Here is a 22316-nt window from a genome sequence, read left to right on the forward strand (position 1 = left end):
ACGAGCAGCCACCGTATAGAACAGGCCTGTCCTTGTCAATGGGATGCCCGGTCAGGCCATCAGCGGTGCCCGCCGCCGCGGCCGCCCCCCATGGCGCCGCCCATTCCGCGGGCCGCTCCGCCGCCCATGCCACCGCGCGGCATGACACGCACGCCTCGCGCGCCCCAGCCCGCGCCGCCCATGCGGCGGAAGTACACGTGTTGCATCGGATGCACGTGGTGATGGCGATCCACAAAGACGAATGCGCCATAGGCGACCGCTACGGGAGCCCAATACCCGGGATAGCTGTCGTCGTAGTAGTAGGGCGTCTGGTAGTAATCGCCGCCGCCATCGACCAGTTGCCAGCTGCCGTCAGCTTGCAGGCAGGCCAGTCCGCCCACCTGCTGCCACTGGCCGTTGACCACCGCCTGGCCCACGACTGGCTGGCAGGGCGGTCCCGTGCTCCATTCCTCGTCGGCCAGCGCGGGCGTCCCGGCACCAAGGCCGAAAACGAACACCCCTGCCGCCGCCCATCTCGCTGCACCGTTCATGGCTAACCTCCTGTGCAGTCATCGGGGCCGTTGCGAGCAACCCCCATTGCGACCTCGCCTGATAGCTGTTGTATAGGCTATACGCGCGCGGCCGCAGAAATATTCCGGCCAGAACAGAAGGCGCCAACCCTGGCGGGACACGAGTGCCTCGTGCAGCGCACCCGTTCAGCGTTCACTCCATGGGAAGCCGTGGCGCGTCGGCGCGCGGGTTGTCGTTGAAGCGCTCCTCGATCACGCACAGCGCGAACGATGGCGTTTTTCCGCAACAACATTTTCCATGTTCGCGTTCGCAGGGCAACGGCAAAGGCGGCTTAAGCCACATGAGGTGGCATGGCGCGCCACGTATGCGACGCCTGTGCGTTCCCTGCCCGAATTAGAAGGGTTATTGCCTGCTTTTGGTGAAGCCGTTAATGCATGGCATGGATAGAATCATGCGTTACCTTCCGCCGCAGCTTTACTTTTCGCATTGGTATGACCCCTCCCAACATTTCGCTTTGCGACATCCTGGATGACTTGCGCAGCGCACCGCGACCGCTGACGCCGTCCGAGCACACTTATCTCGCCTACCTCAGGCAGCGGATCGTCACCGGCGATGCCGACCTCTGGACCACACTGGAAACCGCGGGCGTGCAGTGCAGCGAGCGTCGCCTGTCACCCGAAGTCGTGCTGGCGCTGACCGCCCTGGGCCAGTTGCCCATGCACTGAAACCACGCGGGGCGCGCTGCCGCCCCGCTGCGCCATTTGTCCCGCTTCTCCTCTCCCCTTTCCCAGTCCCGCCAGGGAAACAGCCCAAGCAGATCCGCCAAAGCTTCCGACGAATCGCAATATCGTTGCGGAAGCTTCTGACTCAAGGTCGCCACCACGGTGGCTACGATCAGCGCTTTACCTGCACCACGCCGCGGGGGCCGCCCCCCCCCGCCCGCGGGGGGGGGGGCCGGCCGCCGGCCGCCCTCGGGCCCCCCCCCCCCCCCCCCGCCCCCCCCCCCCCGCCGCCCCGCCCCCCCCCCCCCCCGGCCTGGCTCCCTGCATGGCACACCACCTGAAGAACCGGCGCGTCAGCCTGCTGTCCTTGCGCGCGTTCGTCGCGCTCATGCGTCACCAGGACCTCGGCCGTGCGGCCGCCGAGCTGGGCATCCAGCCGCAACGGCTGCACTATCAACTACGCAGCCTGGAGTCCGCGCTCGATACGGCGCTGTTCAGCGTGGGCAGTCCACATTGGCTGCCCACGCCGGCCGGCATCCGCGCGCTGCCCCGGGCGCAACGCGTATTGGCGATGTGGCGCGATATTCTCGATAGCGTGGCACGCGAGCCCGGGGCAACGGATGCCGCGATGCCACCCGATGGCCCCGTGCAGTTCTGGGTACGGCAAGCCACCATGTAGGCCGCCGAAGCCGCTACAGGCGCGTGCAGCTGTAAGCCTCGGTCCGGTACGGAAACGCCACCTGCGCGTGGCCGGCCAGCGCCGGCTCCTGGTCGATCACGGCCTGCAACTGCGCACGCACGGTGGCCTGCTGCCCGGGTGGCAGCGACGCAATGAAGCTGACCGACATCACGCGATCGACAATAACCTGCTGCGGCGGGCCTTCATGCACGTAAGGCAGGCTTTCCAGCGCCAGCGGGCCGAACCCCGGCGCGGGGAACACCCGCTTCCAGTCGCCCTTGTAGAAGCGCGGCGCATCGCCCTCCAGCGGCATCATGATCGCGGTAAGCCTGGCGACCCACGGCACGCTCTCGTCGCGCACGTTCCACACCAGGCCGAGCTTGCCGCCCGGGCGCAGCACGCGGCGGATCTCGGCCATGGCGCGGTCGTTGGCGAACCAGTGGAAGGCCTGCGCGCAGGCGATGGCATCGACGCTCGCGTCGGGTAGCGGAATCGCCTCGGCCGTACCCGCCACGGCCTGCACCGCGGGCAACGCCGCGGACAACTGCGCGCGCATCTCGTCGACGGGCTCGACCGCGATGACGGCCGCGCCCGTCGCAGCCAGACGGCGCGTGAACTTGCCCGTGCCGGCGCCAAGGTCGATGACCGCTTTTCCAGGGCCGAGACCGAGCGTCCCGCGCAGCCAGTCGTCAATGCCTTCCGGATAATCGGGGCGGCCGCGCGCGTAGGTGGCGGCCTGGGCGGAAAATCCTTCGGCGGCGGCGTGGTGAATCCCTGTCATGGCGTCTCCGGTCTCGCTGTGTCGCGTTGGATATAACGGGAGCCGTACACTACTCCCGCCCGAGGTGAGGGGCAAGCGACTCAGTGCTGCATGCCCCAGAGGATCGCAGGCAGCGCCGCCGGCACCAGGATCAGCACCACATAGCGCACGCCACGCAGCCCGTAGTTGCGCCCGGCCATGCGCAGCGTCTCGGGCACGCCGCGAAAGCCCGCATAGGCGTTCAGTGCGAGCGGCCACAGCGTAGGACCGGCGGCTCGGCTGACCGCCATGGAGGGTTGCAGTCATGGCAGGCTCGGTGAGCGGCTACGAGCCTTGCACTGCAGGGAACGATCAGCCGGCCTGCTGCTTGTCCTCGATCAGCCGCACCAGCGCGTGCAGCAAGCGGTTGGCCGGCACGGCAATGCCGAGTGCATCGCCGCGGCGCACGATCAGGCCATTGAGATGGTCGATCTCGCTGCGCTTGCGGCGCGCGAGATCCTGCGCGGTCGATGACGTCTGCGCGGGCATGGTCTGCGCGATGCGGCTCACCGCCAGCGCAGTATCCGGGGGCAGGATCACGCCGTCGGCCTGCGCGACCGCGAGGCATTCCGCGACGATATCGCGCATCACGGCCTCCACGCCTTCGCCGCGCACCAGCCGGCCATACGGCAACTGCGTGATCGCCGACAGCGCGTTGTACACGCAGTTGAGGATCAGCTTGGCCCACAGTGCGCCGCGCACATTGCCGGAAGTCTCGACCGGCACGCCGGCCGCGGCCAGCGTGCTGGCGAGGCGCTCGCCCTGGCTGGTCGGCTCGATCACCAGTTCACCGCGCCCGTTGTGCCTGACGTGTCCCGGGCCCGCCATCTCGGTGGCGACATAGACCACCGCCGCAGCCACCTCCTGCTCCAGCAGGCCACGCAGCGTCTCGGCATTCTCGACGCCGTTCTGCAGCGACAGCACCAGCGCGTCCGGCGCGAGCGCCGGCTTCATGGCCAGTGCCGCGCCCTGCGTGTCGGTGGATTTCACGCAGAACAGCACGAGATCCGCGCCCTGCACCGCGCTCGCCTCTGTGCTCGCCGACACCCTGACCTGCTCGTCGAACGATTGCGTTTCCAGGCGCAGGCCGCGCGCCTCGATGGCCCGCACGTGTTGCGGCCGGGCGATCAGCACCACCTCGTGGCCGGCCCGCGCCAGCATCCCGCCGTAGTAGCAACCGACTGCTCCGGCACCCATCACTGCGACTTTCATGATTTGCACGCTCCCTGCTGTGAACCCGATGGTGCGCGACGCGGGCGCCATACCCCAGCCCGCCGTCGCCTGCATGAAGGCGATTATGACAGGGCAGCTGCGCAGGGCCGCGCATATGCAAATGCAATTTGGTTCTTTGCCGCGCATCGCCTCGGACATCCTGTGCTGCTACCATGCGCAAGCCCGGCGCAACGTACGCCGCGGCTTCATCCGGCATCTTCCTCGCGCATGCCGCTCCAGCACCCGACCAAGAACGACCCGATCATGAGACTTGAAACCATTGCCGTCCACGGCGGCTATTCGTCCGACCCCACCACGCGCGCCGTCGCGGTGCCGATCTACCAGACCGTCGCGTACTCGTTCGACAGCGCGCAACACGGCGCCGACCTGTTCGACCTGAAGGTGCCCGGCAACATCTACAGCCGCATCATGAACCCGACCAACGACGTGCTGGAGCAGCGCCTGGCCGCGCTGGAAGGCGGCGTGGGCGCGCTGGCGCTGGCCTCGGGCATGGCGGCCATCACCTACGCGATCCAGACCATCGCGGAGGCCGGCGACAACATCGTCTCGTCGAGCCAGCTCTACGGCGGCACCTATAACCTGCTCGCGCACACGCTGCCGCAGTCGGGCATCGAAACGCGCTTCGCCGATGGCCGCAACCCGGCGGCTTTCGGCGACCTGATCGACGAGCGCACCAAGGCAGTGTTCGTCGAATCGGTCGGCAACCCGCTCGGCAATGTGGTCGACATCGAAGCCATTGCGCGCGTGGCGCACAGCCACGGCGTGCCGCTGATCGTCGACAACACCGTGCCGTCACCATACCTGTGCCGGCCCTTCGAGCACGGCGCGGACATCGTCGTGCATTCGCTGACCAAGTACCTCGGCGGCCATGGCACCAGCGTGGGCGGCGCCATCGTCGACAGCGGCAAGTTCCCGTGGGCCGAGCACAAGGCGCGCTTCAAGCGCCTGAATGAACCGGATGTGTCCTACCACGGCGTGGTCTATACCGAAGCGCTGGGCCCGGCGGCCTACATCGGCCGCGCACGCGTGGTGCCGCTGCGCAATACCGGCGCGGCGCTGTCGCCGTTCAACGCGTTCCTGATCCTGCAGGGCATTGAAACGCTGGCGCTGCGCCTGGACCGCATCACCGAAAACACGCTGGCCATCGCCAGGCACCTGCAGAAGCACCCCAAGGTGGACTGGGTCAACTTCGCCGGCCTGCCCGATCACGCCGACCACGCGCTGGTGCAGAAGTACCTCGGCGGCCGCGGCCCCGGCATCCTGTCGTTCGGCCTGAAGGCCGGCGGGCGCGAAGGCGGCGCACGCTTCCTCGACGCGCTGCAGCTGTTCACGCGCCTGGTCAATATCGGCGACGCCAAGTCGCTGGCCACGCACCCGGCGTCCACCACGCACCGCCAGCTCAACGCCGATGAACTAAAGGCCGCGGGCGTGAGCGAAGACATGGTGCGCCTGTCGATCGGCATCGAGCATATCGACGACCTGCTCGAGGACCTCGACCGCGCGCTGAACGCTGCCTGAGCGGGATGACGCAACCGCGTGTACCCGCATGGGGCGCGCGGTCCTGCTGCCTGCGGCGTTCTTCGCCGCCGCCCATATGCGCTTTCAGCATATGGGCATGACGAAACACTCGTTCCTTCCTTGTCTGCTCCTTCCTACAATGGCCCGACCATGCAGCCCGATGGCTGCGCTATTCCAAAATACGGGAGCTTTGATGAAGATCGGCAAGGGGATCCGGCTGTTCGCAGCCGTGCTGGCAATTGGCGTGATGCAGGCAGCAGGCGCTGCCGAGCCGGACAAGAAGGAAATCCGCTTTGGCGCAACGGCCGGCCCGTACGCGGACCAGATCCGCTATGGCGTGAAGCCCGTGCTGGAAAAGCGCGGCTACAAGGTCACCATCGTCGAGTTCAGCGACTACGTGCAGCCGAACCTGGCGCTGGCCGATGGCGCGATCGACGCCAACGCGTTCCAGCACGTGGCCTACCTGAAGAAGTTCTCGGCCGACCGCAAGCTGCAGCTCTCCGAAGTGGTCCAGGTGCCGACGGCGCCGATCGGCATCTACAGCAACAAGCACAAGGCCCTCACCGAAGTGAAGCCCGGCGCCACGGTATCGCTGCCCAATGACCCGAGCAACCTCGCGCGCGCCATCACCATCCTGCAGCAGATCGGCTGGGTCACGCTCAAGCCGGGCACGGACATGATCCGCGCCTCGGAGCGCGACATCGACAGCAACCCGCACAAGCTCAAGCTGATCCAGCTCGAAGCCGCGCAGCTGCCGCGCTCGCTCGACGACGTCGACTATGGCTTCGTCAACGGCAACTTCGCGCTGGCCTCCGGCCTGAAGCTGGCCTCGGCGCTGGCGCTCGAGAAGATTCCCGACTACTACATGAACCTGGTGGCGGTGAAGACGGCGGACCTGAACAAGCCGTTCGTGAAGGACATCCGCGACGCCTACCAGTCGGCCGAGTTCAAGGCCGTGGCGCAGCAGCGCTTCGCGGGCTTCGTGCCGCCGGCTTACCAGAAGTAAGCCAACGGCTGAACGCAGCCAGCATGGAAAGGCTCCCATCGGGAGCCTTTCTTGTTTTAAAGGCTCCGCTTGCTGCAGCACGGCATGGGCGACCCCATTACGCTTCTGCGCCCGGAGTAACACAAGCGCCGCTTTCCGTCCCCCACGCGCGTGCCGATGCCCTAAACTCAAAGCAACCCGACGCGGTCCCGCTATCCCACAAGGTAGCGCGGGATCCCTGACACGCACATCGGAGGCCTCCCACATGGGCACGGTTGCGAGCTTTGACATCGGCTACACACGATACCTGGACCCGCCGGGCGCATCCCCGGTTTCTTCTTCCCCTCTCCCGCCATTCGCCACCGATCCGGACGCGCTGCTGCCGCTGTACCGCGCCATGGTGCTGACCCGCCAGTTCGACCTCAAGGCCATTGCGTTGCAGCGCACGGGCAAGATCGGCACGTTCGCGTCGGCGCTCGGACAGGAAGCCGTCGGCGTCGGCGTGGCCAGCGCCATGCGCCGCGAGGACGTGCTGGTGCCGTCCTATCGCGAGCATGCCGCGCAGTTCGTGCGCGGCGTCAGCATGACCGAGAGCCTGCTGTACTGGGGCGGCGACGAACGCGGCAGCGGCTTTGCGGCGGCGCCGCATGACTTCGGCAACAACGTGCCGATCGGCACGCAGGTTGGCCATGCCGCGGGCGTGGCCTATGCCTTCTTGCTGCGCAACGAACCGCGCGTAGCGGTCTGCATGCTCGGCGATGGCGGCACCTCGAAGGGCGATTTCTACGAGGGCATGAACATGGCCGGCGCGTGGCATGCACCGCTGGTCATCGTCGTGAGCAACAACCAATGGGCCATCTCGATGCCGCGCAGCCGCCAGACGGCCGCGCATACGCTGGCGCAGAAGGCGATCGCGGCGGGCATTCCGGGCGAGCAGATCGATGGCAACGACGTGGTCGCCGTGCGGCACCGCGTGGGCGAGGCGATCGAGCGCGCGCGGGCCGGCGACGGACCCACGCTGATCGAGGCCGTCACCTACCGGCTGGGCGATCACACCACGGCCGACGATGCGTCGCGCTACCGCGACGAGTCGACCGTCAAGGCGCACTGGCAGGCGGAGCCGCTGCTGCGGCTGCGCGAACACCTGGTCAAGCTCGGTGCCTGGGACGCGGGCCGCGAGGAGGCGCTGGTGCGCGAATGCTCGCAACAGGTGGCGCAGGCCGTGGAAGCGTATCTGTCGCTGCCCCCGCCGGATCCGGCTGCGATGTTCGACTGCCTGTTCGCCACCATGCCGGCGGCGTTGCAGGAACAGCTGGCGACGGCACGGCGCTACGCCGCGCCGCACCAGCCCAACCCGAACTGAGGCGCGCGCATCATGGCTGAAATCACTCTGGTCGAGGCCGTCAACCAGGCCCTGGGCTACGCGCTGGAACACGATCCCGACGTACTGCTGCTGGGCGAGGACATCGGCGTGAACGGCGGCGTGTTCCGCGCCACGGTCGGCCTGCAGGCTCGCTTCGGACCACAGCGCGTGCTGGACACGCCGCTGGCCGAATCCGGCATTGTCGGCGCGGCCATCGGCATGGCGGCGATGGGGCTCAAGCCCGTGGCCGAGATCCAGTTCACCGGCTTTATCTATCCGGCCATCGACAACATCATCAACCACGCCGGGCGCATGCGGCACCGCACGCGCAACCGGCTGGGCTGTCCGCTGGTGGTGCGCTCGCCGTTCGGCGCGGGCATTCATGCGCCCGAGCATCATTCGGAAAGCCCCGAGGCGATGTTCGCCCACATGCCGGGCATCCGCGTGGTCATCCCGTCGTCGCCGGCGCGCGCGTATGGCCTGCTGCTGGCCGCGATCAACGACCCCGACCCGGTGATCTTCCTGGAGCCGACGCGCCTGTACCGGCTGTTCCGCCAGGAGGTCGTCAACGATGGCGCGGCCTTGCCGCTCGATGCCTGTTTCACGCTGCGCGACGGCAGCGATGTCACGCTGGTGAGCTGGGGCGCGATGCTGCAGGAAACGCTGGCCGCGGCGGACCAGCTCGCCGAGGAAGGCGTGTCCGCCGCCGTGATCGACGTGGCCACGCTCAAGCCGCTCGACATGCAGACCATCCTCGAATCGGTGGCGCGCACGAGCCGTTGCGTGATCGTCCACGAGGCGCCGCGCACGGCGGGCTTCGGCGCGGAGATTGCCGCGGGGCTGGCCGATGCCGGCCTGTACTCGCTGGCGGCGCCGGTGCAACGCGTGACCGGCTTTGACACCGTGGTGCCGCTTTCGCGGCTCGAGCATACCTACCTGCCGAGCGTGGCGCGCATCGTCGATGCCGTGCGCAAGGCGCTGGCTGCCTGACCGAATCTGGGGAAGAAAATCCGGGGACGCAACCATGAGAGTGTTCAAGCTGCCCGACCTGGGCGAAGGCCTGCAGGAGGCCGAGATCGTGACCTGGCATGTGAAGGCCGGCGACACCGTGGCCGTCGACCAGCCACTGCTGTCGGTGGAAACCGCCAAGGCCATCGTCGAGATTCCGTCGCCTTACGCGGGCACGGTCGGCAAGCTGTTTGCGCAGACCGGGGACATCGTCCACCTTGGCGCGCCGCTCGCGGGCTTCGAGGGCGCCGGCGATGATGCCGATGCGGGGACGGTGGTCGGCGCGGTCAAGGTCGGCTCGCACGTGGTGTCGGAATCGGCCACGCCGCTCGCGCCCGGCGCGGGCGGCGCCGGCATCAAGGCGACGCCGGCCGTGCGCGCACTGGCGCGGCGACTGGGCGTGGACCTGGCGATGGCAAACCCGTCCGGTGCGGATGGCGTGGTCACCGCCGCGGATGTAGAGCGCGTGGCTTCGACACTCGCCGAAACGGGGCCGGGCGAGGTCCTGCGCGGCGTGCGCCGCGCGATGGCGCAGAACATGGCGCGCGCGCAGAGCGAGGTCGCCGCCGCAACGGTAATGGACGATGCCGATATCCATGCCTGGCGGGGCGCGCATGACGTCACCATCCGCCTGGTGCGCGCGCTGGTAGCCGGCTGCCGTGCGGAACCTGGCCTGAATGCCTGGTACGAAGGCCAGACCGGCAAGCGCCACGTCATGCAGAAGATCGATGTCGGCATTGCCGCGGACCTGCCGGAGGGCCTGTTCGTGCCAGTGCTGCGCAACGTGGGCAACCGCGACGCGGCCGACCTTCGCCACGGGCTGGATCGCATGCGCGCCGATATACGGGCGCGCACCATCGCGCCGGAAGAGATGCGCGGCAGCACCATCACGCTTTCGAACTTCGGCATGATCGCGGGCCGCTATGCGGCGCCGATCGTGGTGCCGCCGACCGTGGCAATCCTCGGCGCCGGACACATCCGCGACGAGGTGGTGGCCGCCGGCGGCGTGCCGGCAGTGCACCGCGTGATGCCGCTGAGCCTGACCTTCGACCACCGCGTGGTCACCGGCGGCGAGGCGGCGCGCTTCCTCGCCGCAGTGATCGCCGACCTGGCGCTGCCCGAATAGCCGGCGGGGTCAGGCCAGGCGGATCTCGCCGTCGAACGTCGTGCTCAGCTTCAGCTTGCCAAGTTCCAGCGTCATCTTCACTGGCAGGATCTCGTTGCCGGCGAGCTCGCCGCTGTCGAGCGCGGCGGCCACGGCTTGTTCGATCTCTCGCTGAGAACCGACACCCACGGTCTTGAGGAACTTGCGGATGCTCGTGTTGAAGGCTTCCTGGTCCATGTCGATCTCCTGACGGGTGGTTCGCTTGCCGATTACGCCTTGATAGTAGTGCAGGTGCCGCAGGACTGGCGCGCGCGTGCAAAACGCGCTACACAGGAGGCTGGCCGCCCAGGAGATGCGATGCCCGCCATCCATGACCGCACGAGTCCAACGTACCGCTGGCTGTATCGCCTGGCATCGCTGCTGGCGGCCACACTGCTCATGGCGGGCTGCGCCAGCCTGCCGCCGCAGGACGGGCGCGTCGCCTCCCACGCGGTCACCGATACGGCCGGCACGCTGCTGGGCCGCACCATGGCGCCGCTGCTGTCCGCGCACCCGGGCCAGTCGGCCTTCTATCCGCTCGCCAGCGGCCCGGACGCACTGGTGGCGCGACTGGCACTGGCCAGGGCCGCGCGGCGCACGCTGGACGTGCAGTATTACATCTACGACGGCGACCTGACCGGCAAGACGCTGCTGGCCGATATCATCGCCGCAGCCGACCGCGGCGTGCGCGTGCGGCTGCTGCTCGACGACCTGCACCTGTCCGGCCAGGACCGCATCCTGTCCGCGCTCGACGACCATCCGAACATCGAAGTCCGGCTGTTCAACCCGTTCACGGCACGCAGCCTGCGCATGGCCCAGATGGCCTTCGACTACAGCCGGCTGAACCGCCGCATGCACAACAAGTCGATGACGGCCGACAACCAGGCCACCATCGTGGGCGGCCGCAATATCGGCGACGCCTATTTCGCGGCCGACAAGGGTTCGGACTTCACGGATCTCGACCTGTTGCTGGCCGGCCCCGTGGTGCCCGAGGTCTCGGCCGTGTTCGACGACTACTGGAACGGTGCCGCCGCGTACCCCGTGAGTGCGCTGGCCAGGCCGCCAGAGGACGCGGCGGCGCAATTGCAGGACATACGCGAATACCTCCACCAGCATGTCGCCGAAGCGCGCGGCGGCGAGTATTCGCAGGCCCTGCTGGCGTCCGGCCTCGCGCAGGCACTCGAAAGCGGCAAGCTACCGGCGTACTGGGGCCACGCCGCTGTGATCGCCGACAAGGCGGCCAAGGTCACGCTGCCGCCCGAAGACGATTCGAGCCATGCCATCCCCAAGCTGGCGAAGCTGCTCGGCAGCGCGCAACAGGAACTGGCGCTGGTATCGCCTTACTTCGTGCCGGACCGCAAGTCGGTGGACTGGCTCGCGCAGATGACAAGGCGCGGCGTGAAGGTGCGCATCCTGACCAACTCCTTCTCGGCCACCGACGTCAGTGCGGTGCACGCGGGCTATTCGCCCTGGCGCAAGGACCTGCTCGAAGCCGGCGTGGAACTCTATGAACTCAAGCCATCGGCCTACGCCGAGATCGCGCATGAAGGCAAGCACGCGCACCGCAGCATGATCAGCAAAAGCCGCGCCAGCCTGCATGCGAAGAGCTATATGGTGGACCGGCACCTGCTGTTCGTCGGCTCGCTCAACCTGGACCCGCGCTCGGCCCGGCTCAATACCGAGATGGGCGTGGTGGTCGACAGCGCGCCGCTGTGCGAAGCGCTTGGCAAGGACCTGGACCAGGCGCTGCTGGATGTTGCCTACAAGGTCATGCTCGCACCCGGCACCGACGGCAACGCCGCCCACCTGGAATGGGTGACGCGCGAGAACGGCCTGCTGCGCACCTATGACAGCGAGCCGGGCATGGGCGCGCTGCAGCATCTCGGACAGGGACTGCTGCGGATGCTGCCGATCGAAGAAGAACTATAGACTGCCGGACGGCGCATCTGGCCGTGCTTTGGCCCTGTATATAATGCGGTTCCGATCGCCGCCGCGCATCGCGACTGAGCTCCATGGAATCCAAGACCGCCCGCCTCACCATCCTGATCGATCCGGCCAAGAAGAAGGCTTTCGAGACCCTGTGCGCGTCGCAGGACCTGACACCCTCGCAAGTGGTGCGGCAACTCATCCGCGAATATCTCGCCCAGCACGGCGTGGACTACGCCACCAAGCCAAAGGCCGCCGGCCGCAAGAAGGCTCCGGCCGACAAGGCCTGAGCCCGGACGTCATTCCTGCCGCGCGATCCGCGCACAGCGCTCGGTCGCTTCGGCCAGCGTTTCCTGGTAGTTCCCCTCCCCCAGCGCCGCCAATACGCCGGCGCGCGCGAGCTTCTGGCGCACGCGCGCGTTGGCTTCGCACAGCACCACGGCCACGCCGCGATGCCTGAGCTTGCCGATCACCTCCTCCAGCGTCTGCAGGCCGGTCATGTCCATGAACGGCACGCGGCGCAGCCGGATCAGCAGCACACGCGGATCGGTATGGGTCTGGACCAGCGCCCGCTCGAAGTTCTCCACCGCGCCGAAAAAGAACGGCCCGTCGATGCCATACACCAGCACGCCGGCCGGCAGGCCGGACGGCGCCCCGCCGTCGCGCGACAGTTCGTGCTCCAGGTCGGGCGCATCCTGGCGTGACACCTCCACCGACTCCGCCATGCGCCGCAGGAACTGCAGCATGGCCAGGATCACGCCGATATTGACCGCCACCACCAGGTCGGTCAGTACGGTCAGGCAGAACGTGATCAGCAGGATGGCCACGTCCGCCCGCGGCGCGCGGCGCACCATGCGCGCGAAATGCCGCAGCTCGCTCATGTTGTAGGCCACCACGAACAGGATCGCCGCCAGCGCGGCCAGCGGCACATTGGCGGCCAGCGGCGCCAGGAACATCACCACCAGCACCAGCGTCACGGCGTGGGTGATGCCCGCCAGCGGACTGTTGCCGCCATTGCGGATATTGGTCGCAGTACGCGCGATGGCGCCGGTCGCGGCAAAGCCGCCGAACAGCGGCGCGACCACGTTGGCCAGCCCCTGCCCCACCAGCTCCTGGTTGGAGTCATGGCGCGTGCCGGCCATGCCGTCGGCGACCACGGCGGACAGCAGCGATTCGATCGCACCGAGCATCGCGATGGTGAAGGCCGGCCCGGCCAGTTCCAGCACGCGCGCGAGCGTGACCTCGGGCAGCGACAGCCCCGGCAAGCCGCGCGGCAGGCCACCGAAGGCGCTGCCGATGGTGGCCACGCCATCGAAGTGGAACAGCGCCTGGATAGCGGTGGCCGCCACCAGCGCCACCAGCGGCCCCGGAATGCGCCGCAGCCAGGGTACGCGCGGCGTGCCGACCACCAGCAGCAGGCTCAGCAGCGCGATCCCCGTGGTGGCCGGATGCAGATGCGGCAAGACTTGCAGCAGGTGCCAGAGCTTCTGGTGGAAATGGTCGCCGGCGACCGCGGGCAGGCCGAAGAAGTCGCGCCACTGGCCGACGAAGATGATCACGCCGATGCCTGCGGTGAAGCCAACGATCACCGGCGCCGGGATATAGCGGATCACGCTGCCAAGCCGTGTCAGCCCCATGGCCACCAGGATCAGGCCGGCCATCAGCGTGGCGATCTGCAGGCCGTCGATGCCATGCTTTGCCGTGATGCCCGACAGGATGACGATGAACGCCCCGGTCGGCCCGGCGATCTGCACCCGGCTGCCGCCGGTCGCCGAGACCAGCAGGCCGGCCACGATCGCCGTGTACAGCCCCTGCTCCGGCTTCGCCCCCGAAGCCATCGCAAAGGCCATGGCCAGCGGCAGCGCCACCACGCCGACGATGGCCCCCGCAACGATATTGGAAAGCCAGTTCCCGCGGCGGAACAATCCAGCCTGCCATGCTTCGCGCAACGCAATCATTGGGGCACCTTCGTCGACGGAGAACCGATAAGCACATCGGATGATAACAGTATGTTAATTATCGTCTACACCGGCCAAGCCCGTCCGGCGGCGGCGTACCGATGGCGGAAAGCGCACTGAAGGGCTGTCGCGGCGGGCAGGCAATTCCTATACTGGAGTGGCCCGCGCGAACCCGGGCGTGCAGCCGGGAATGCGCCGGCTTTCAGTGGACTGGCAGGCGGAGGACACGATGTTCAAGCACTTCCTGGTTCCCACGGATGGCTCGCCCCGCGCCGACGCGATGATTGCGCGCGCCATGACCTTTGCCGGCCGGATCGGCGCCCGCGTCACCGGACTGCATGTGATTCCCCAGTACCACCTGATGACCTACCGGCTCACCAGCCTGCAGGACACCCGCGAGACATTCGCTGCGGAAGCGGCGCGCCATGCCGACGAATTCCTGGCCGCGCTCAGCCGGGCGGCCACGCAGGCAGGCGTGCCATGCGATACGGTCACCGCCACGGACGATCATCCGTGGCAGGCCATCGTGCAGACGGCGCAGCAAAGAGATTGCGACCTGATCGTGATGTCGTCGCACGGACGGCGCGGCCTGCAGGCCATGCTGATCGGCAGCGAGACGCACCGGGTCCTTACCCACAGCGCGATTCCCGTGCTGGTATTCCGCTAGGCGCGCGCAGGGGCCTGGCATGCGGGCGACAGCCCGTTTCCCCACCTTCACCACAAGACCAAGGAGTTCGATCATGGCGATTCGCATTGGCGAAGTTGCTCCGGATTTCACCGCCGAAACCACGCAGGGGCCGATCAGTTTCCATGAATGGATCGGCGACGGCTGGGCCATCCTGTTCTCGCACCCGAAGGATTTCACGCCGGTCTGCACCACCGAACTCGGCTATATGGCCGGCCTCAAGCCCGAATTCGAGAAGCGCAATACCAAGATTATCGGCCTGAGCATCGACCCGGTCGGCGATCATTCGCGCTGGGCCAAGGACATCGAAGAGACGCAGGGCCACGCGGTCAACTACCCGATGATTGGCGACGCCGACCTCAAGGTGGCCAAGCTCTACGACATGATCCATCCGGAAGCCAGCGGCGGTCCGCGCACGGCTGTGGATAACGCCACGATCCGCTCCGTGTTCTGGATCGGGCCGGACAAGAAGATCAAGGCGATGCTCGCGTACCCGATGAGCGCCGGCCGCAATTTCGATGAAGTCCTGCGGCTGCTGGACGCCCTGCAGCTCAATGCTAAGCATGCCGTGGCCACGCCGGCCAACTGGAAGCCGGGCGAAGACGTGATCATCCCGACCTCGGTTTCGGATGAGGACGCCCGGAAGAAATACCCGGACGGCTTCAAGACGCTGAAGCCCTACCTACGGGTAGTGTCGCAGCCAAAATAGGCCTGCGGCGGGCGCGCAGCCGTCCGTGCCCCCGGTGGTTACCGGCGCCGCCTCATACTTTTGCATGAGGCGACCGAATCACCGGGAAAACTATCCACAGGAACAGTGGATATCCGGCCTATTGACAACCGCACAAGGCGCGCCGGGACTGGGAAACACTGGAGTGCCTAAATTCTAGGCAGGCCGCCGGTGTGGGGAAATGGTTGCACCGGCAGCGATTCTGTGCCTGATGCGATACAACCCGGGTCCGGTTCAGTGCACCAGGACGCTGCGAAGCGTCTCGGCCAGTTCCTTGGCCACGAACTTGGCCACATAGGCATCGGCGCCGACCTTGCGGACGTGTTCCTCGCTCGCCTCGCCAGAAAGCGATGAATGAATCACCACCGGAAGCGACTTGAGGCGGCTGTCCGCCTTGATCCGGCGGGTCAGCGTAAAGCCATCCATCTCGGGCATTTCCAGATCGGTCAGCACCAGCGCCACCTCGTCGTGGATCGAGCGGCCGTGGCTGGCCGCCTCGGTCGCCATGCTGTCGAGCAGCTCCCAGGCTTCCTTGCCCGACTTGGTCATGACCACCGGCGCGCCGAGCGCCTTCAGGCTCTGCTCGATCAGCCCGCGTGCGAGCGCCGAATCGTCGGCGGCGATCACCTTGGTGCCCGGCGGCAGCGCGAGCTGCGGCCCGACGGATTCCGGAACGACGTCCGGCTGGCGCGACGGCAGCACGTCGCGCAGGATCTGCTCGACGTCGAGCACCTGCACCAGGCGCGCCAGGTCGGTGCCGGCATCGAGCTTGGCGATGCTGGTCACGTGGCCGGTGCGCACGCTGGCCTCGGCCGAATGCACCTGGTTCCATTCCAGCCGGACGATCTCTTCGACCGCTTCCACGGCAAACCCCTGCGTAGACCGCGCATATTCGGTGACCAGCAGGATGCCCAGGCCGTTCGCGGGCTTGCAGCCCACCAGGCGCGGCAGGTCGATCACGGGAATCACCTGGCCGCGGATATCGGCCATGCCGAGGATCGACGGATCCGCGCCGACCACCGTGGTAACCGGCGGCATCACCAGGATTTCGCGGACCTTGAAGACATTGATGCCGAACAGTTCGGACTGGCCTGAATGCTCGGCGTCGCCCAGCCGGAACAACAGCAATTCGAACTGGTTGTTGTTGGTCAGGTTGGTGCGCTCGTCGATGTCCCTCATCGAACTGCTCATGTGATGCTCCCCTTGCATGCCGATTGGCCGATTGGTTTGCCGCTGCGGTAGGTCTGGTCTGCGGCCTGGCGGCAGGCGGACAGCAGACGTTCGATGCTTGGATAACGGCAGGCGGGATGGGGGATTTAAGGCGCGCCCCCGCGCCAGATCAAGGCACAGGGCGCGGCGCACGTGGCGCGGCGGCGTTCAGCCGCCGGCCAGTGCCTGCAGGATGTGGACTTCGTCCTCGTCGTGCAGCGGCGCGTCGAGCCTCATCCACTGCACGCGATTGACGAAGACGCGGATATACGGCCGCAGCTTGTCCTGTTCGTCGACGATACGGAAACGCATGCCGGGGAATTGCCGGTCGAGATCCTCGAGCAGTTGGCCGATGCTGCCGCCATGCGCCTCCACCACCGGCTGCTGGCCGGTGTAGGAAAGCAGCGGCGAGGCAATATGCACGCGCATCGCCCGGGCCTCGCTCAGGCCGGCCGCGCGGACTGCACCGCGTAGATGTGCGGCAAATGGCTGGCGATGCACTGCCAGTGTTCGCCCTCGTCGGCACTGGCCCAGACCTCGCCACCGGTGGTGCCGAAGTACACGCCCACGGGTGCCTGCGCATCGGCCGCCATGGCCTGGCGCTTGACCGTGAGCCAGGCCTGCGCGGGCGGCAGGCCGCGGTCCTGGCGTCGCCAGGTTTCGCCGGCATCGCGCGTGACATAGGCCGCGGGCTTGCCGCCGGGGCTCACGCGCGGCCAGACGTCGCTGCCATCCATCGGGAACACCCACACCGTGCGCGGATCGCGCTGATGCGCGACGATCGGGAAGCCGATGTCCCCCACTTCGCGCGGCATGGCGTCGCCGATGCGCTTCCAGATTCCATCGCGCCGGTCCATGCGGTAGATGCCGCAATGGTTCTGCTGGTAAAGGATGTCGGGCGCGGCCGGATGCTGGAGCACGCAGTGCGGGTCGTGACCGTACTCGACGTCGGGGTCCGGCAGGAAATTGGCGGCGCAGCCGCGGTTCAGCGGCTTCCAGTCGGCGCCGGCATCGGTGCTTTCAAATACGCCGCCGCTCGACATGCCGATGTACAGGTGTTTCCGGTCGCGCGGGTCGACCAGGATCGAATGCAGCTTGGGGCCGTCGGGCGTGCCGTCCTGCTCGCCGCCGGTCCAGCTGCGCCGCATCGGATGATCGTTGAAACCGGTCACGGATTCCCAGCTTGCACCATGGTCTGTACTCCGGAACAGCCCTTGGGGAGACGTGCCGGCGTACCACGTGCCCGGTTCGGACGCGTGTCCCGGCGTCAGCCAGAAGACATGGTCGACGACGCGGCCCGTTTCGCCTTCGGGCGCCTTGGCAAAGGCGGGCGGACGCGTCGCTTCGGTCCAGTTCTCGCCGCCGTCCGTGGAGCGGAATACGGTCGGGCCGAGGTGGCCGGTGCGTGCGGCCATCAGCATGCGCCGGGGCTCGCGCGGGTCCTGCACGATGTGATGAATGGTATGCCCCAGGAATACCGGTCCCCGCAGGGTCCAATTGCGGCGGGCCGCATCACTGGTCAGGAACCACGCGCCCTTGATCGTGGCGACCAGCAGCATGGCCGGGCCGGATTCCGGAGTCGGCATCGAATGGGGCTCGGTATGCGGCGCCTTGGTAGCAGTCATCGTGACTCCCGCGGAATTGCCCCTTCAGGGGCGCGTGCTTTCGAGTCTAGTATATGTAGACAGTGTTCACAATTACGATGTGACGGCAGGATGTTGCCGTTAACTCGTTGCCCACCCACTCGTCCTACGCGCCATATCGATGCTGTTCACCGCAGATCTCGGCACAATGGATAGACATAGACGGAGAATTATGGGATAAGACCCATTGCCCCGGCCGCGCCCCGCCACGCCGGTTCCTCCCCCTCTATTTGCCGATGCTACGCTCTTTCCGCGCCCCCGCCCTGCTTCGCCATGCCCTGCATGGCGCGGCGGCGTGCGCGCCGGCGATGGCCACCCGCATCGGCTTGCCGGCGACCCCGGCCCATCGGGCCGTGCTTTTCCTGGCCGTGCGGGCAGCTCGGCGGACCCCCGTCCCGACCTGAGCTTTCCCGCACGGCACTTTGCATGCCGCTGCCCTGTTGGCAGCCGCGATCCATCGTGCATCCAGGAGAAAGCCATGCCACAGATCTACCGCCGCACCCTTTGCGCCATGCTGGCGCTCGTGATCGTGTACGTTGCCCTCAACGCCTGAGCGGAGGGACTCCTCATGACCATGACCTTCGCATTGCGCCGTCCGGCGCAGGCACTGGCACGCGCCTTGGAATTGCGCATCGATGTCAGCCCCGGACGGGACGAAGTGGAAGACGAACTGGGCGCGCTGCATGACCGCATGCGCCGCCCCGGCGACCGGCTCAATGCGATGCCGGAGCAGCCCAGCGGGCTGCCGGGGCTGCGCCTGCGCTTTCGCGAGGCCGACGGCGAGATTTTCGTGTACGTGGAAGACGTGGCCAGCGGCCGGCTTGCCGGCTATACGGTGTTCAACCGGCTGATCGAGGTCGGCCGCCGCGCCGACCCGTGGGTGCGTTCGCCCCACACGAAGTTTGCGCCGGCTTACCAGCGCCGCGGCCTGGCGTCGGGCCTTTACCGTTGGGCGCTCGATGGCGGACTGTGCCTGCTGAGCGGCGCCCGGCAGTCTGCGGGGGCTTATGCGCTGTGGCAATCGCTGGGCAACCGGTACACGCTGGGCTATGTCGACCTGCGCCACAAGACGCTCACCTATCTGGGCGAACGGGTCAGCGCAGCCGTCATGGATGACCTGCACACACGCATGGTGCTGCTCGGCAATGGCTGGACGCTGGGTCGCTTCAAGGAAGCGACGGGGATGTACTAAGTCCGCTGGGGGCGGCGCTCTGAAGCGTTCAGAGCCAGGTGATGGGCGCTGCCAGGCGGGCATTCTCCACATGCAGCGCCCAGCCGCGCGCAAAGTATTCGCGCACGCGCGCGGCAAGCGAACGGCCGTTGCCCATGCGGGCGTACAGGTCTGTGTCGCGGGTCAGGTCGGTGGCAACAGCAGCCGGACGGCGGCTCGGCGACTGGCGATAAAGCGTATCAGCAAGGACTTGCATAAAAGGGCTCAGGCTAAGGGTAGAGGGAACGTCGATGAGAAGCGTACCGAGCCGCACCTGCGTCGACCTGCAAGGACGCTGACGACCCGATTCGAGGGTTATCCCTAGTATATCGAAGTGGACCCCGACACATACGGGACAACCCCTATAGGCCGTATTTGCGTCAGCTGATATTGCAGGCGTGCCTCCGAGCCACCTTCGGGCCGTTGTCGCCCGCGAAGGCGGCAATCCATCACATTCACTATTCCCCGCCAGGCATACCGCGCATTTTGGCGGGGTTATGACGAGTCGGCGCGCGTCGCCTAGCCTTCAGCCTTGCCCGGATCACGCCCATGCAGAAGGCACCGACAAGAGGCAACACCGATAAAACCGGCCGCGCAGCGAGCATGGACGCGGCCGATACCTAGAACCACGTGAGACAAAGCCTGTCCACGGCCCTTCCCTCGGCCGGGGCAGCGCCCTGCAAGGAGACAGATCATCATGATCGAACAGCCCTATCCGTCCGTGACGGAAGTCGATTCCGCGCGCCGCGAAGTCAGGAACAAGCTCGACGCCTATTTCCAGATCACCGAGCGCGGCAGCACGCGGCGCCAGGAAGTCGTGGCCGGCGTAACCACCTTCATGGCCATGGTCTACGCGGTCTTCGTCGTGCCGGGCATGCTCGGCAAGGCCGGCTTCGACACCAGCGCGGTGTTCGTGGCGGTATGCCTGACCACGGCGTTCGGCTCGCTGCTGATGGGGGTGTGGGCCAAGCTGCCGATCGCCATCGGCTGCGCCATTTCACTGACGGCCTTCATGGCCTTCGGCCTGGTGCTGGGGCAGGGACTGTCGCCGGCCGTGGCGCTGGGCGCGGTATTCCTGATGGGCGTGGTGTTCACCGCGATCTCGGTCACCGGCGTGCGCTCCTGGATCCTGCGCAACCTGCCGGCGGGCGTGGCCCATGGCGCGGGAATCGGCATTGGGCTGTTCCTGTTGCTGATCGCTTCCAATGAGGTCGGACTGGTGGTCAAGAACAGCGGCGCGGGCCTGCCTGTCGCGCTGGGCAAGATCACCTCGTTCCCGGTGGTGATGTCGGTGCTGGGCCTGGCCGCCATCTTCGGCCTGGAGCGCCGGCGCGTGCCGGGCGGCATCCTGCTGGTGATCGTCGCCATCTCCGTGCTGGGCCTGATCTTCGACCCGGCCGTGAAGTTCACCGGCGTATTCGCGCTGCCTTCGCTGAGCGCGCCCGGCCACCAGTCGCTGATCGGCGCCATGGATATCCGCGGCGCGCTGTCCACCGCCGTGCTGCCGAGCGTGCTGGCGCTGGTGATGACGGCGGTGTTCGATGCCACCGGCACCATTCGGGCCGTGGCAGGCCAGGCCGGCCAGCTCGACGCCAGCGGCCACATCCGCAACGGTGGCCGTGCGCTGACCGCGGACTCGGTCAGCTCGATCTTCTCCGCCATGTTCGGCGGCGCTCCGGCCGCCGCCTATATCGAATCGACCGTCGGCGTCGCTGCCGGCGCCAAGACCGGCCTGACCGCCGTGGTGGTCGGCCTGCTGTTCCTGGCCGTGATGTTCTTCTCGCCGCTGGCGGCGCTAGTGCCGTCGTATGCCACCGCGCCCGCGCTGATGTATGTCGGCCTGCTGATGCTTTCGAGCGTCTCGCGCCTGCACATGGACGACCTGGTCGATGCGCTGTCGGGCCTGGTGTGCGCCGTGTTCATCGTGCTGACCTGCAATATCGTCACCGGCATCATGCTGGGCTTCTGCACGCTGGTGGTCGGCCGCATCGTCTCCGGCGAATGGCGCAAGCTCAATGTCGGTACGGTGGCGATCGCGATCGCGCTGGCCGCGTTCTATGCCGGGGGCTGGGCAATCTGAAACAGGTACTTCAATCGGATGGCCGCTGCCATTGGCGCGGCTGTACGGAGTGAATTCAACAATGTCTCCTCCACCGCCATACGGTGGATTTATGCCCCGGGATTCCTGCTTTCCCGGGGTATTTTTTTTGGTTCTTCGGGCGAATTGCGGGGCGCCGTGCTTGGCATGCGCGGCTGTTTCGCGGGCGATAGCCGGCGGGGAGTCTGTGGTTATGACTGGGGTCGCTGCCCTTGGCAGGCGCCGCTGTTTCGCCGGCGTAGCCGGCGAGTAACTTCTTGTCCAAGCGACAAGAAGTCACCAAGAAACGCGTTGACTTGCCCTAACGGGCGAATATTGATCGTAGTGTGCCAAGAATTTCGTACGGGTATGAGCTTCAGAGTCTGCACGGCTGCCTGCCGCGTGGAGCGCGTCCGTATGCAGGCTCTCCGGCAATGATTGAACCAGCCCCGAAACTGTCCGTGGCCCGACACTGCCACCGTTATCGCATCATCGCCTTCGGCTGCTGCGCGGCTCAGTAGTCGGCAGGCGGACGACATCAACGGCACAGAGGCTGGTGCTTCCGTTTCCTCCCTTCTCCTCCCTCGGTTTTCACTGAGTGCGCGCAGCGCAGCCGTAGGCGTCCTACCGATGGCGCGGTTAGCAGGAGCCACCAAGTAATCCGGGGTCGCTCATCTGACGTGTCTATCCTGATCATCTACGCGGCAGGCAGTCTGGCTATGCCCTGTACCGTCTTTACCCATTGAGCCGTTCGTCGACCGCGAGGACGCGTTTTTGCCTACTTTTGTCGCTCCGGCGTGTGTCAAGGTAGTTGTCGCGTCCGCCGCTATGCTGCTTTCCGGTACTCCTTAGGCTCCAGCTCAGCCCGCTCGGGGTTCAGGTAGACCACTGGATCCAGCTTCCAATTCCGGATTCCCCGC

Annotated in this window: 22 protein-coding genes and 1 pseudogene; 13 read left to right on the plus strand and 10 right to left on the minus strand. The window is 67.0% G+C overall.

The window, feature by feature from the left end; genetic code table 11:
- Positions 1-59 precede the first annotated feature (59 nt).
- Positions 60-530: a hypothetical protein gene (locus AC3FKG_RS28615; protein ID WP_483713287.1), complete on the minus strand. Its 471-nt coding sequence runs from the start codon at positions 528-530 to the stop codon at positions 60-62.
- 471 nt (positions 531-1001) lie between these two features.
- Here AC3FKG_RS28615 and AC3FKG_RS28620 point away from each other — a divergent pair, with 471 nt between their 5' ends.
- Together AC3FKG_RS28620 and AC3FKG_RS28625 are read left to right on the plus strand one after the other, a co-directional pair.
- Complete coding sequence (locus tag AC3FKG_RS28620) at positions 1002-1235, plus strand: IclR family transcriptional regulator (RefSeq protein WP_483713285.1); 234 nt, start codon at positions 1002-1004, stop codon at positions 1233-1235.
- Positions 1236-1557: 322 nt separating this feature from the next.
- Entirely contained in the window at positions 1558-1911 is a 354-nt protein-coding gene (locus AC3FKG_RS28625; protein WP_483713283.1) for a LysR family transcriptional regulator, read from the plus strand.
- Positions 1912-1924: 13 nt separating this feature from the next.
- Here AC3FKG_RS28625 and AC3FKG_RS28630 read toward each other — a convergent pair whose 3' ends face one another.
- From AC3FKG_RS28630 to AC3FKG_RS28640, 3 genes and pseudogenes are all read right to left on the minus strand, one after another.
- Positions 1925-2692, minus strand: coding sequence for a class I SAM-dependent methyltransferase (locus tag AC3FKG_RS28630; RefSeq protein WP_488744760.1), 768 nt, complete (start codon positions 2690-2692; stop codon positions 1925-1927).
- An 86-nt stretch (positions 2693-2778) separates the two neighbouring features.
- A pseudogene (locus AC3FKG_RS28635) lies at positions 2779-2931 on the minus strand (ABC transporter permease); the annotation flags it as partial.
- A gap of 91 nt (positions 2932-3022) precedes the next feature.
- Entirely contained in the window at positions 3023-3922 is a 900-nt protein-coding gene (locus tag AC3FKG_RS28640; RefSeq protein ID WP_483713281.1) for a ketopantoate reductase family protein, read from the minus strand.
- Positions 3923-4186: 264 nt separating this feature from the next.
- Here AC3FKG_RS28640 and AC3FKG_RS28645 point away from each other — a divergent pair, with 264 nt between their 5' ends.
- The 5 genes from AC3FKG_RS28645 to AC3FKG_RS28665 all read left to right on the plus strand — a co-directional run bounded on the left by AC3FKG_RS28645 (position 4187) and on the right by AC3FKG_RS28665 (position 9943).
- Complete coding sequence (locus tag AC3FKG_RS28645) at positions 4187-5461, plus strand: O-acetylhomoserine aminocarboxypropyltransferase/cysteine synthase family protein (protein ID WP_483713279.1); 1275 nt, start codon at positions 4187-4189, stop codon at positions 5459-5461.
- A gap of 193 nt (positions 5462-5654) precedes the next feature.
- Positions 5655-6467, plus strand: coding sequence for a MetQ/NlpA family ABC transporter substrate-binding protein (locus AC3FKG_RS28650; protein ID WP_483713277.1), 813 nt, complete (start codon positions 5655-5657; stop codon positions 6465-6467).
- Between the two features lie 244 nt (positions 6468-6711).
- Positions 6712-7809 carry a pyruvate dehydrogenase (acetyl-transferring) E1 component subunit alpha gene (pdhA, locus tag AC3FKG_RS28655; RefSeq protein WP_483713276.1) on the plus strand — a complete coding sequence of 366 codons (1098 nt, stop codon included), beginning with the start codon at positions 6712-6714 and terminating at the stop codon, positions 7807-7809.
- Positions 7810-7821: 12 nt separating this feature from the next.
- Positions 7822-8799: an alpha-ketoacid dehydrogenase subunit beta gene (locus tag AC3FKG_RS28660; protein ID WP_483713275.1), complete on the plus strand. Its 978-nt coding sequence runs from the start codon at positions 7822-7824 to the stop codon at positions 8797-8799.
- Positions 8800-8833: 34 nt separating this feature from the next.
- Positions 8834-9943, plus strand: a complete 1110-nt coding sequence (locus tag AC3FKG_RS28665) for a dihydrolipoamide acetyltransferase family protein (RefSeq protein WP_488744761.1) — start codon at positions 8834-8836, stop codon at positions 9941-9943.
- 9 nt (positions 9944-9952) lie between these two features.
- Here the strand turns inward: AC3FKG_RS28665 and AC3FKG_RS28670 are convergent, their stop codons facing one another.
- Positions 9953-10159 (minus strand): DUF6494 family protein, encoded by a 207-nt coding sequence (locus AC3FKG_RS28670; protein WP_483713272.1) that lies wholly within the window; start codon positions 10157-10159, stop codon positions 9953-9955.
- Positions 10160-10279: 120 nt separating this feature from the next.
- Here AC3FKG_RS28670 and AC3FKG_RS28675 point away from each other — a divergent pair, with 120 nt between their 5' ends.
- Positions 10280-11890, plus strand: a complete 1611-nt coding sequence (locus AC3FKG_RS28675; protein WP_483713270.1) for a phospholipase D family protein — start codon at positions 10280-10282, stop codon at positions 11888-11890.
- 83 nt (positions 11891-11973) lie between these two features.
- The gene (locus tag AC3FKG_RS28680; RefSeq protein WP_483713268.1) at positions 11974-12177 is read left to right on the plus strand and encodes a CopG family transcriptional regulator; all 204 of its coding nucleotides are present in this window, start codon (positions 11974-11976) and stop codon (positions 12175-12177) included.
- 9 nt (positions 12178-12186) lie between these two features.
- On the opposite strand, the gene AC3FKG_RS28685 is transcribed toward AC3FKG_RS28680, so the two are convergent.
- Positions 12187-13845 carry a SulP family inorganic anion transporter gene (locus tag AC3FKG_RS28685; RefSeq protein ID WP_483713267.1) on the minus strand — a complete coding sequence of 553 codons (1659 nt, stop codon included), beginning with the start codon at positions 13843-13845 and terminating at the stop codon, positions 12187-12189.
- 229 nt (positions 13846-14074) lie between these two features.
- Here AC3FKG_RS28685 and AC3FKG_RS28690 point away from each other — a divergent pair, with 229 nt between their 5' ends.
- On the plus strand, positions 14075-14512 hold the full coding sequence (locus tag AC3FKG_RS28690) for a universal stress protein (protein ID WP_483714449.1): 438 nt from the start codon (positions 14075-14077) through the stop codon (positions 14510-14512).
- 73 nt (positions 14513-14585) lie between these two features.
- Positions 14586-15239: a peroxiredoxin gene (locus AC3FKG_RS28695; protein WP_483713266.1), complete on the plus strand. Its 654-nt coding sequence runs from the start codon at positions 14586-14588 to the stop codon at positions 15237-15239.
- Positions 15240-15491: 252 nt separating this feature from the next.
- On the opposite strand, the gene AC3FKG_RS28700 is transcribed toward AC3FKG_RS28695, so the two are convergent.
- The 3 genes from AC3FKG_RS28700 to AC3FKG_RS28710 form a co-directional block, all read right to left on the minus strand.
- Entirely contained in the window at positions 15492-16448 is a 957-nt protein-coding gene (locus AC3FKG_RS28700) for a chemotaxis protein (protein ID WP_488744762.1), read from the minus strand.
- Positions 16449-16634: 186 nt separating this feature from the next.
- Positions 16635-16895, minus strand: a complete 261-nt coding sequence (locus AC3FKG_RS28705) for a MoaD/ThiS family protein (RefSeq protein WP_483713264.1) — start codon at positions 16893-16895, stop codon at positions 16635-16637.
- Between the two features lie 14 nt (positions 16896-16909).
- Positions 16910-18091 (minus strand): WD40/YVTN/BNR-like repeat-containing protein, encoded by a 1182-nt coding sequence (locus AC3FKG_RS28710; RefSeq protein WP_488744763.1) that lies wholly within the window; start codon positions 18089-18091, stop codon positions 16910-16912.
- A gap of 586 nt (positions 18092-18677) precedes the next feature.
- Between AC3FKG_RS28710 and AC3FKG_RS28715 the strand changes: the two genes are divergently transcribed.
- Positions 18678-19301, plus strand: a complete 624-nt coding sequence (locus tag AC3FKG_RS28715; RefSeq protein WP_488744764.1) for an N-acetyltransferase — start codon at positions 18678-18680, stop codon at positions 19299-19301.
- A 28-nt stretch (positions 19302-19329) separates the two neighbouring features.
- Here the strand turns inward: AC3FKG_RS28715 and AC3FKG_RS28720 are convergent, their stop codons facing one another.
- Positions 19330-19536: a hypothetical protein gene (locus AC3FKG_RS28720; protein WP_483713260.1), complete on the minus strand. Its 207-nt coding sequence runs from the start codon at positions 19534-19536 to the stop codon at positions 19330-19332.
- Positions 19537-20016: 480 nt separating this feature from the next.
- On the opposite strand from AC3FKG_RS28720, the gene AC3FKG_RS28725 reads away from it, so the two are divergent.
- On the plus strand, positions 20017-21399 hold the full coding sequence (locus AC3FKG_RS28725; protein WP_483713258.1) for an NCS2 family permease: 1383 nt from the start codon (positions 20017-20019) through the stop codon (positions 21397-21399).
- Positions 21400-22316: the final 917 nt, after the last annotated feature.

The organism is Cupriavidus sp. 22TCCZM04-2, from assembly GCF_057798895.1.

Excerpts from the sequence above, each read along its gene's own strand:
- AC3FKG_RS28705 (WP_483713264.1), bottom strand. The coding sequence starts at position 16,895 with ATGCGCGTGCATATTGCCTCGCCGCTGCTTTCCTACACCGGCCAGCAG.
- AC3FKG_RS28680 (WP_483713268.1), top strand. The coding sequence starts at position 11,974 with ATGGAATCCAAGACCGCCCGCCTCACCATCCTGATCGATCCGGCCAAG.
- AC3FKG_RS28615 (WP_483713287.1), bottom strand. The coding sequence starts at position 530 with ATGAACGGTGCAGCGAGATGGGCGGCGGCAGGGGTGTTCGTTTTCGGC.
- AC3FKG_RS28630 (WP_488744760.1), bottom strand. The coding sequence starts at position 2,692 with ATGACAGGGATTCACCACGCCGCCGCCGAAGGATTTTCCGCCCAGGCC.
- AC3FKG_RS28645 (WP_483713279.1), top strand. The coding sequence starts at position 4,187 with ATGAGACTTGAAACCATTGCCGTCCACGGCGGCTATTCGTCCGACCCC.
- AC3FKG_RS28640 (WP_483713281.1), bottom strand. The coding sequence starts at position 3,922 with ATGAAAGTCGCAGTGATGGGTGCCGGAGCAGTCGGTTGCTACTACGGC.
- AC3FKG_RS28685 (WP_483713267.1), bottom strand. The coding sequence starts at position 13,845 with ATGATTGCGTTGCGCGAAGCATGGCAGGCTGGATTGTTCCGCCGCGGG.
- AC3FKG_RS28660 (WP_483713275.1), top strand. The coding sequence starts at position 7,822 with ATGGCTGAAATCACTCTGGTCGAGGCCGTCAACCAGGCCCTGGGCTAC.
- AC3FKG_RS28620 (WP_483713285.1), top strand. The coding sequence starts at position 1,002 with ATGACCCCTCCCAACATTTCGCTTTGCGACATCCTGGATGACTTGCGC.
- AC3FKG_RS28665 (WP_488744761.1), top strand. The coding sequence starts at position 8,834 with ATGAGAGTGTTCAAGCTGCCCGACCTGGGCGAAGGCCTGCAGGAGGCC.
- AC3FKG_RS28670 (WP_483713272.1), bottom strand. The coding sequence starts at position 10,159 with ATGGACCAGGAAGCCTTCAACACGAGCATCCGCAAGTTCCTCAAGACC.
- AC3FKG_RS28675 (WP_483713270.1), top strand. The coding sequence starts at position 10,280 with ATGCCCGCCATCCATGACCGCACGAGTCCAACGTACCGCTGGCTGTAT.
- AC3FKG_RS28720 (WP_483713260.1), bottom strand. The coding sequence starts at position 19,536 with ATGCAAGTCCTTGCTGATACGCTTTATCGCCAGTCGCCGAGCCGCCGT.
- pdhA (WP_483713276.1), top strand. The coding sequence starts at position 6,712 with ATGGGCACGGTTGCGAGCTTTGACATCGGCTACACACGATACCTGGAC.
- AC3FKG_RS28710 (WP_488744763.1), bottom strand. The coding sequence starts at position 18,091 with ATGACTGCTACCAAGGCGCCGCATACCGAGCCCCATTCGATGCCGACT.
- AC3FKG_RS28650 (WP_483713277.1), top strand. The coding sequence starts at position 5,655 with ATGAAGATCGGCAAGGGGATCCGGCTGTTCGCAGCCGTGCTGGCAATT.
- AC3FKG_RS28725 (WP_483713258.1), top strand. The coding sequence starts at position 20,017 with ATGATCGAACAGCCCTATCCGTCCGTGACGGAAGTCGATTCCGCGCGC.
- AC3FKG_RS28625 (WP_483713283.1), top strand. The coding sequence starts at position 1,558 with ATGGCACACCACCTGAAGAACCGGCGCGTCAGCCTGCTGTCCTTGCGC.
- AC3FKG_RS28715 (WP_488744764.1), top strand. The coding sequence starts at position 18,678 with ATGACCATGACCTTCGCATTGCGCCGTCCGGCGCAGGCACTGGCACGC.
- AC3FKG_RS28700 (WP_488744762.1), bottom strand. The coding sequence starts at position 16,448 with ATGAGCAGTTCGATGAGGGACATCGACGAGCGCACCAACCTGACCAAC.
- AC3FKG_RS28695 (WP_483713266.1), top strand. The coding sequence starts at position 14,586 with ATGGCGATTCGCATTGGCGAAGTTGCTCCGGATTTCACCGCCGAAACC.
- AC3FKG_RS28690 (WP_483714449.1), top strand. The coding sequence starts at position 14,075 with ATGTTCAAGCACTTCCTGGTTCCCACGGATGGCTCGCCCCGCGCCGAC.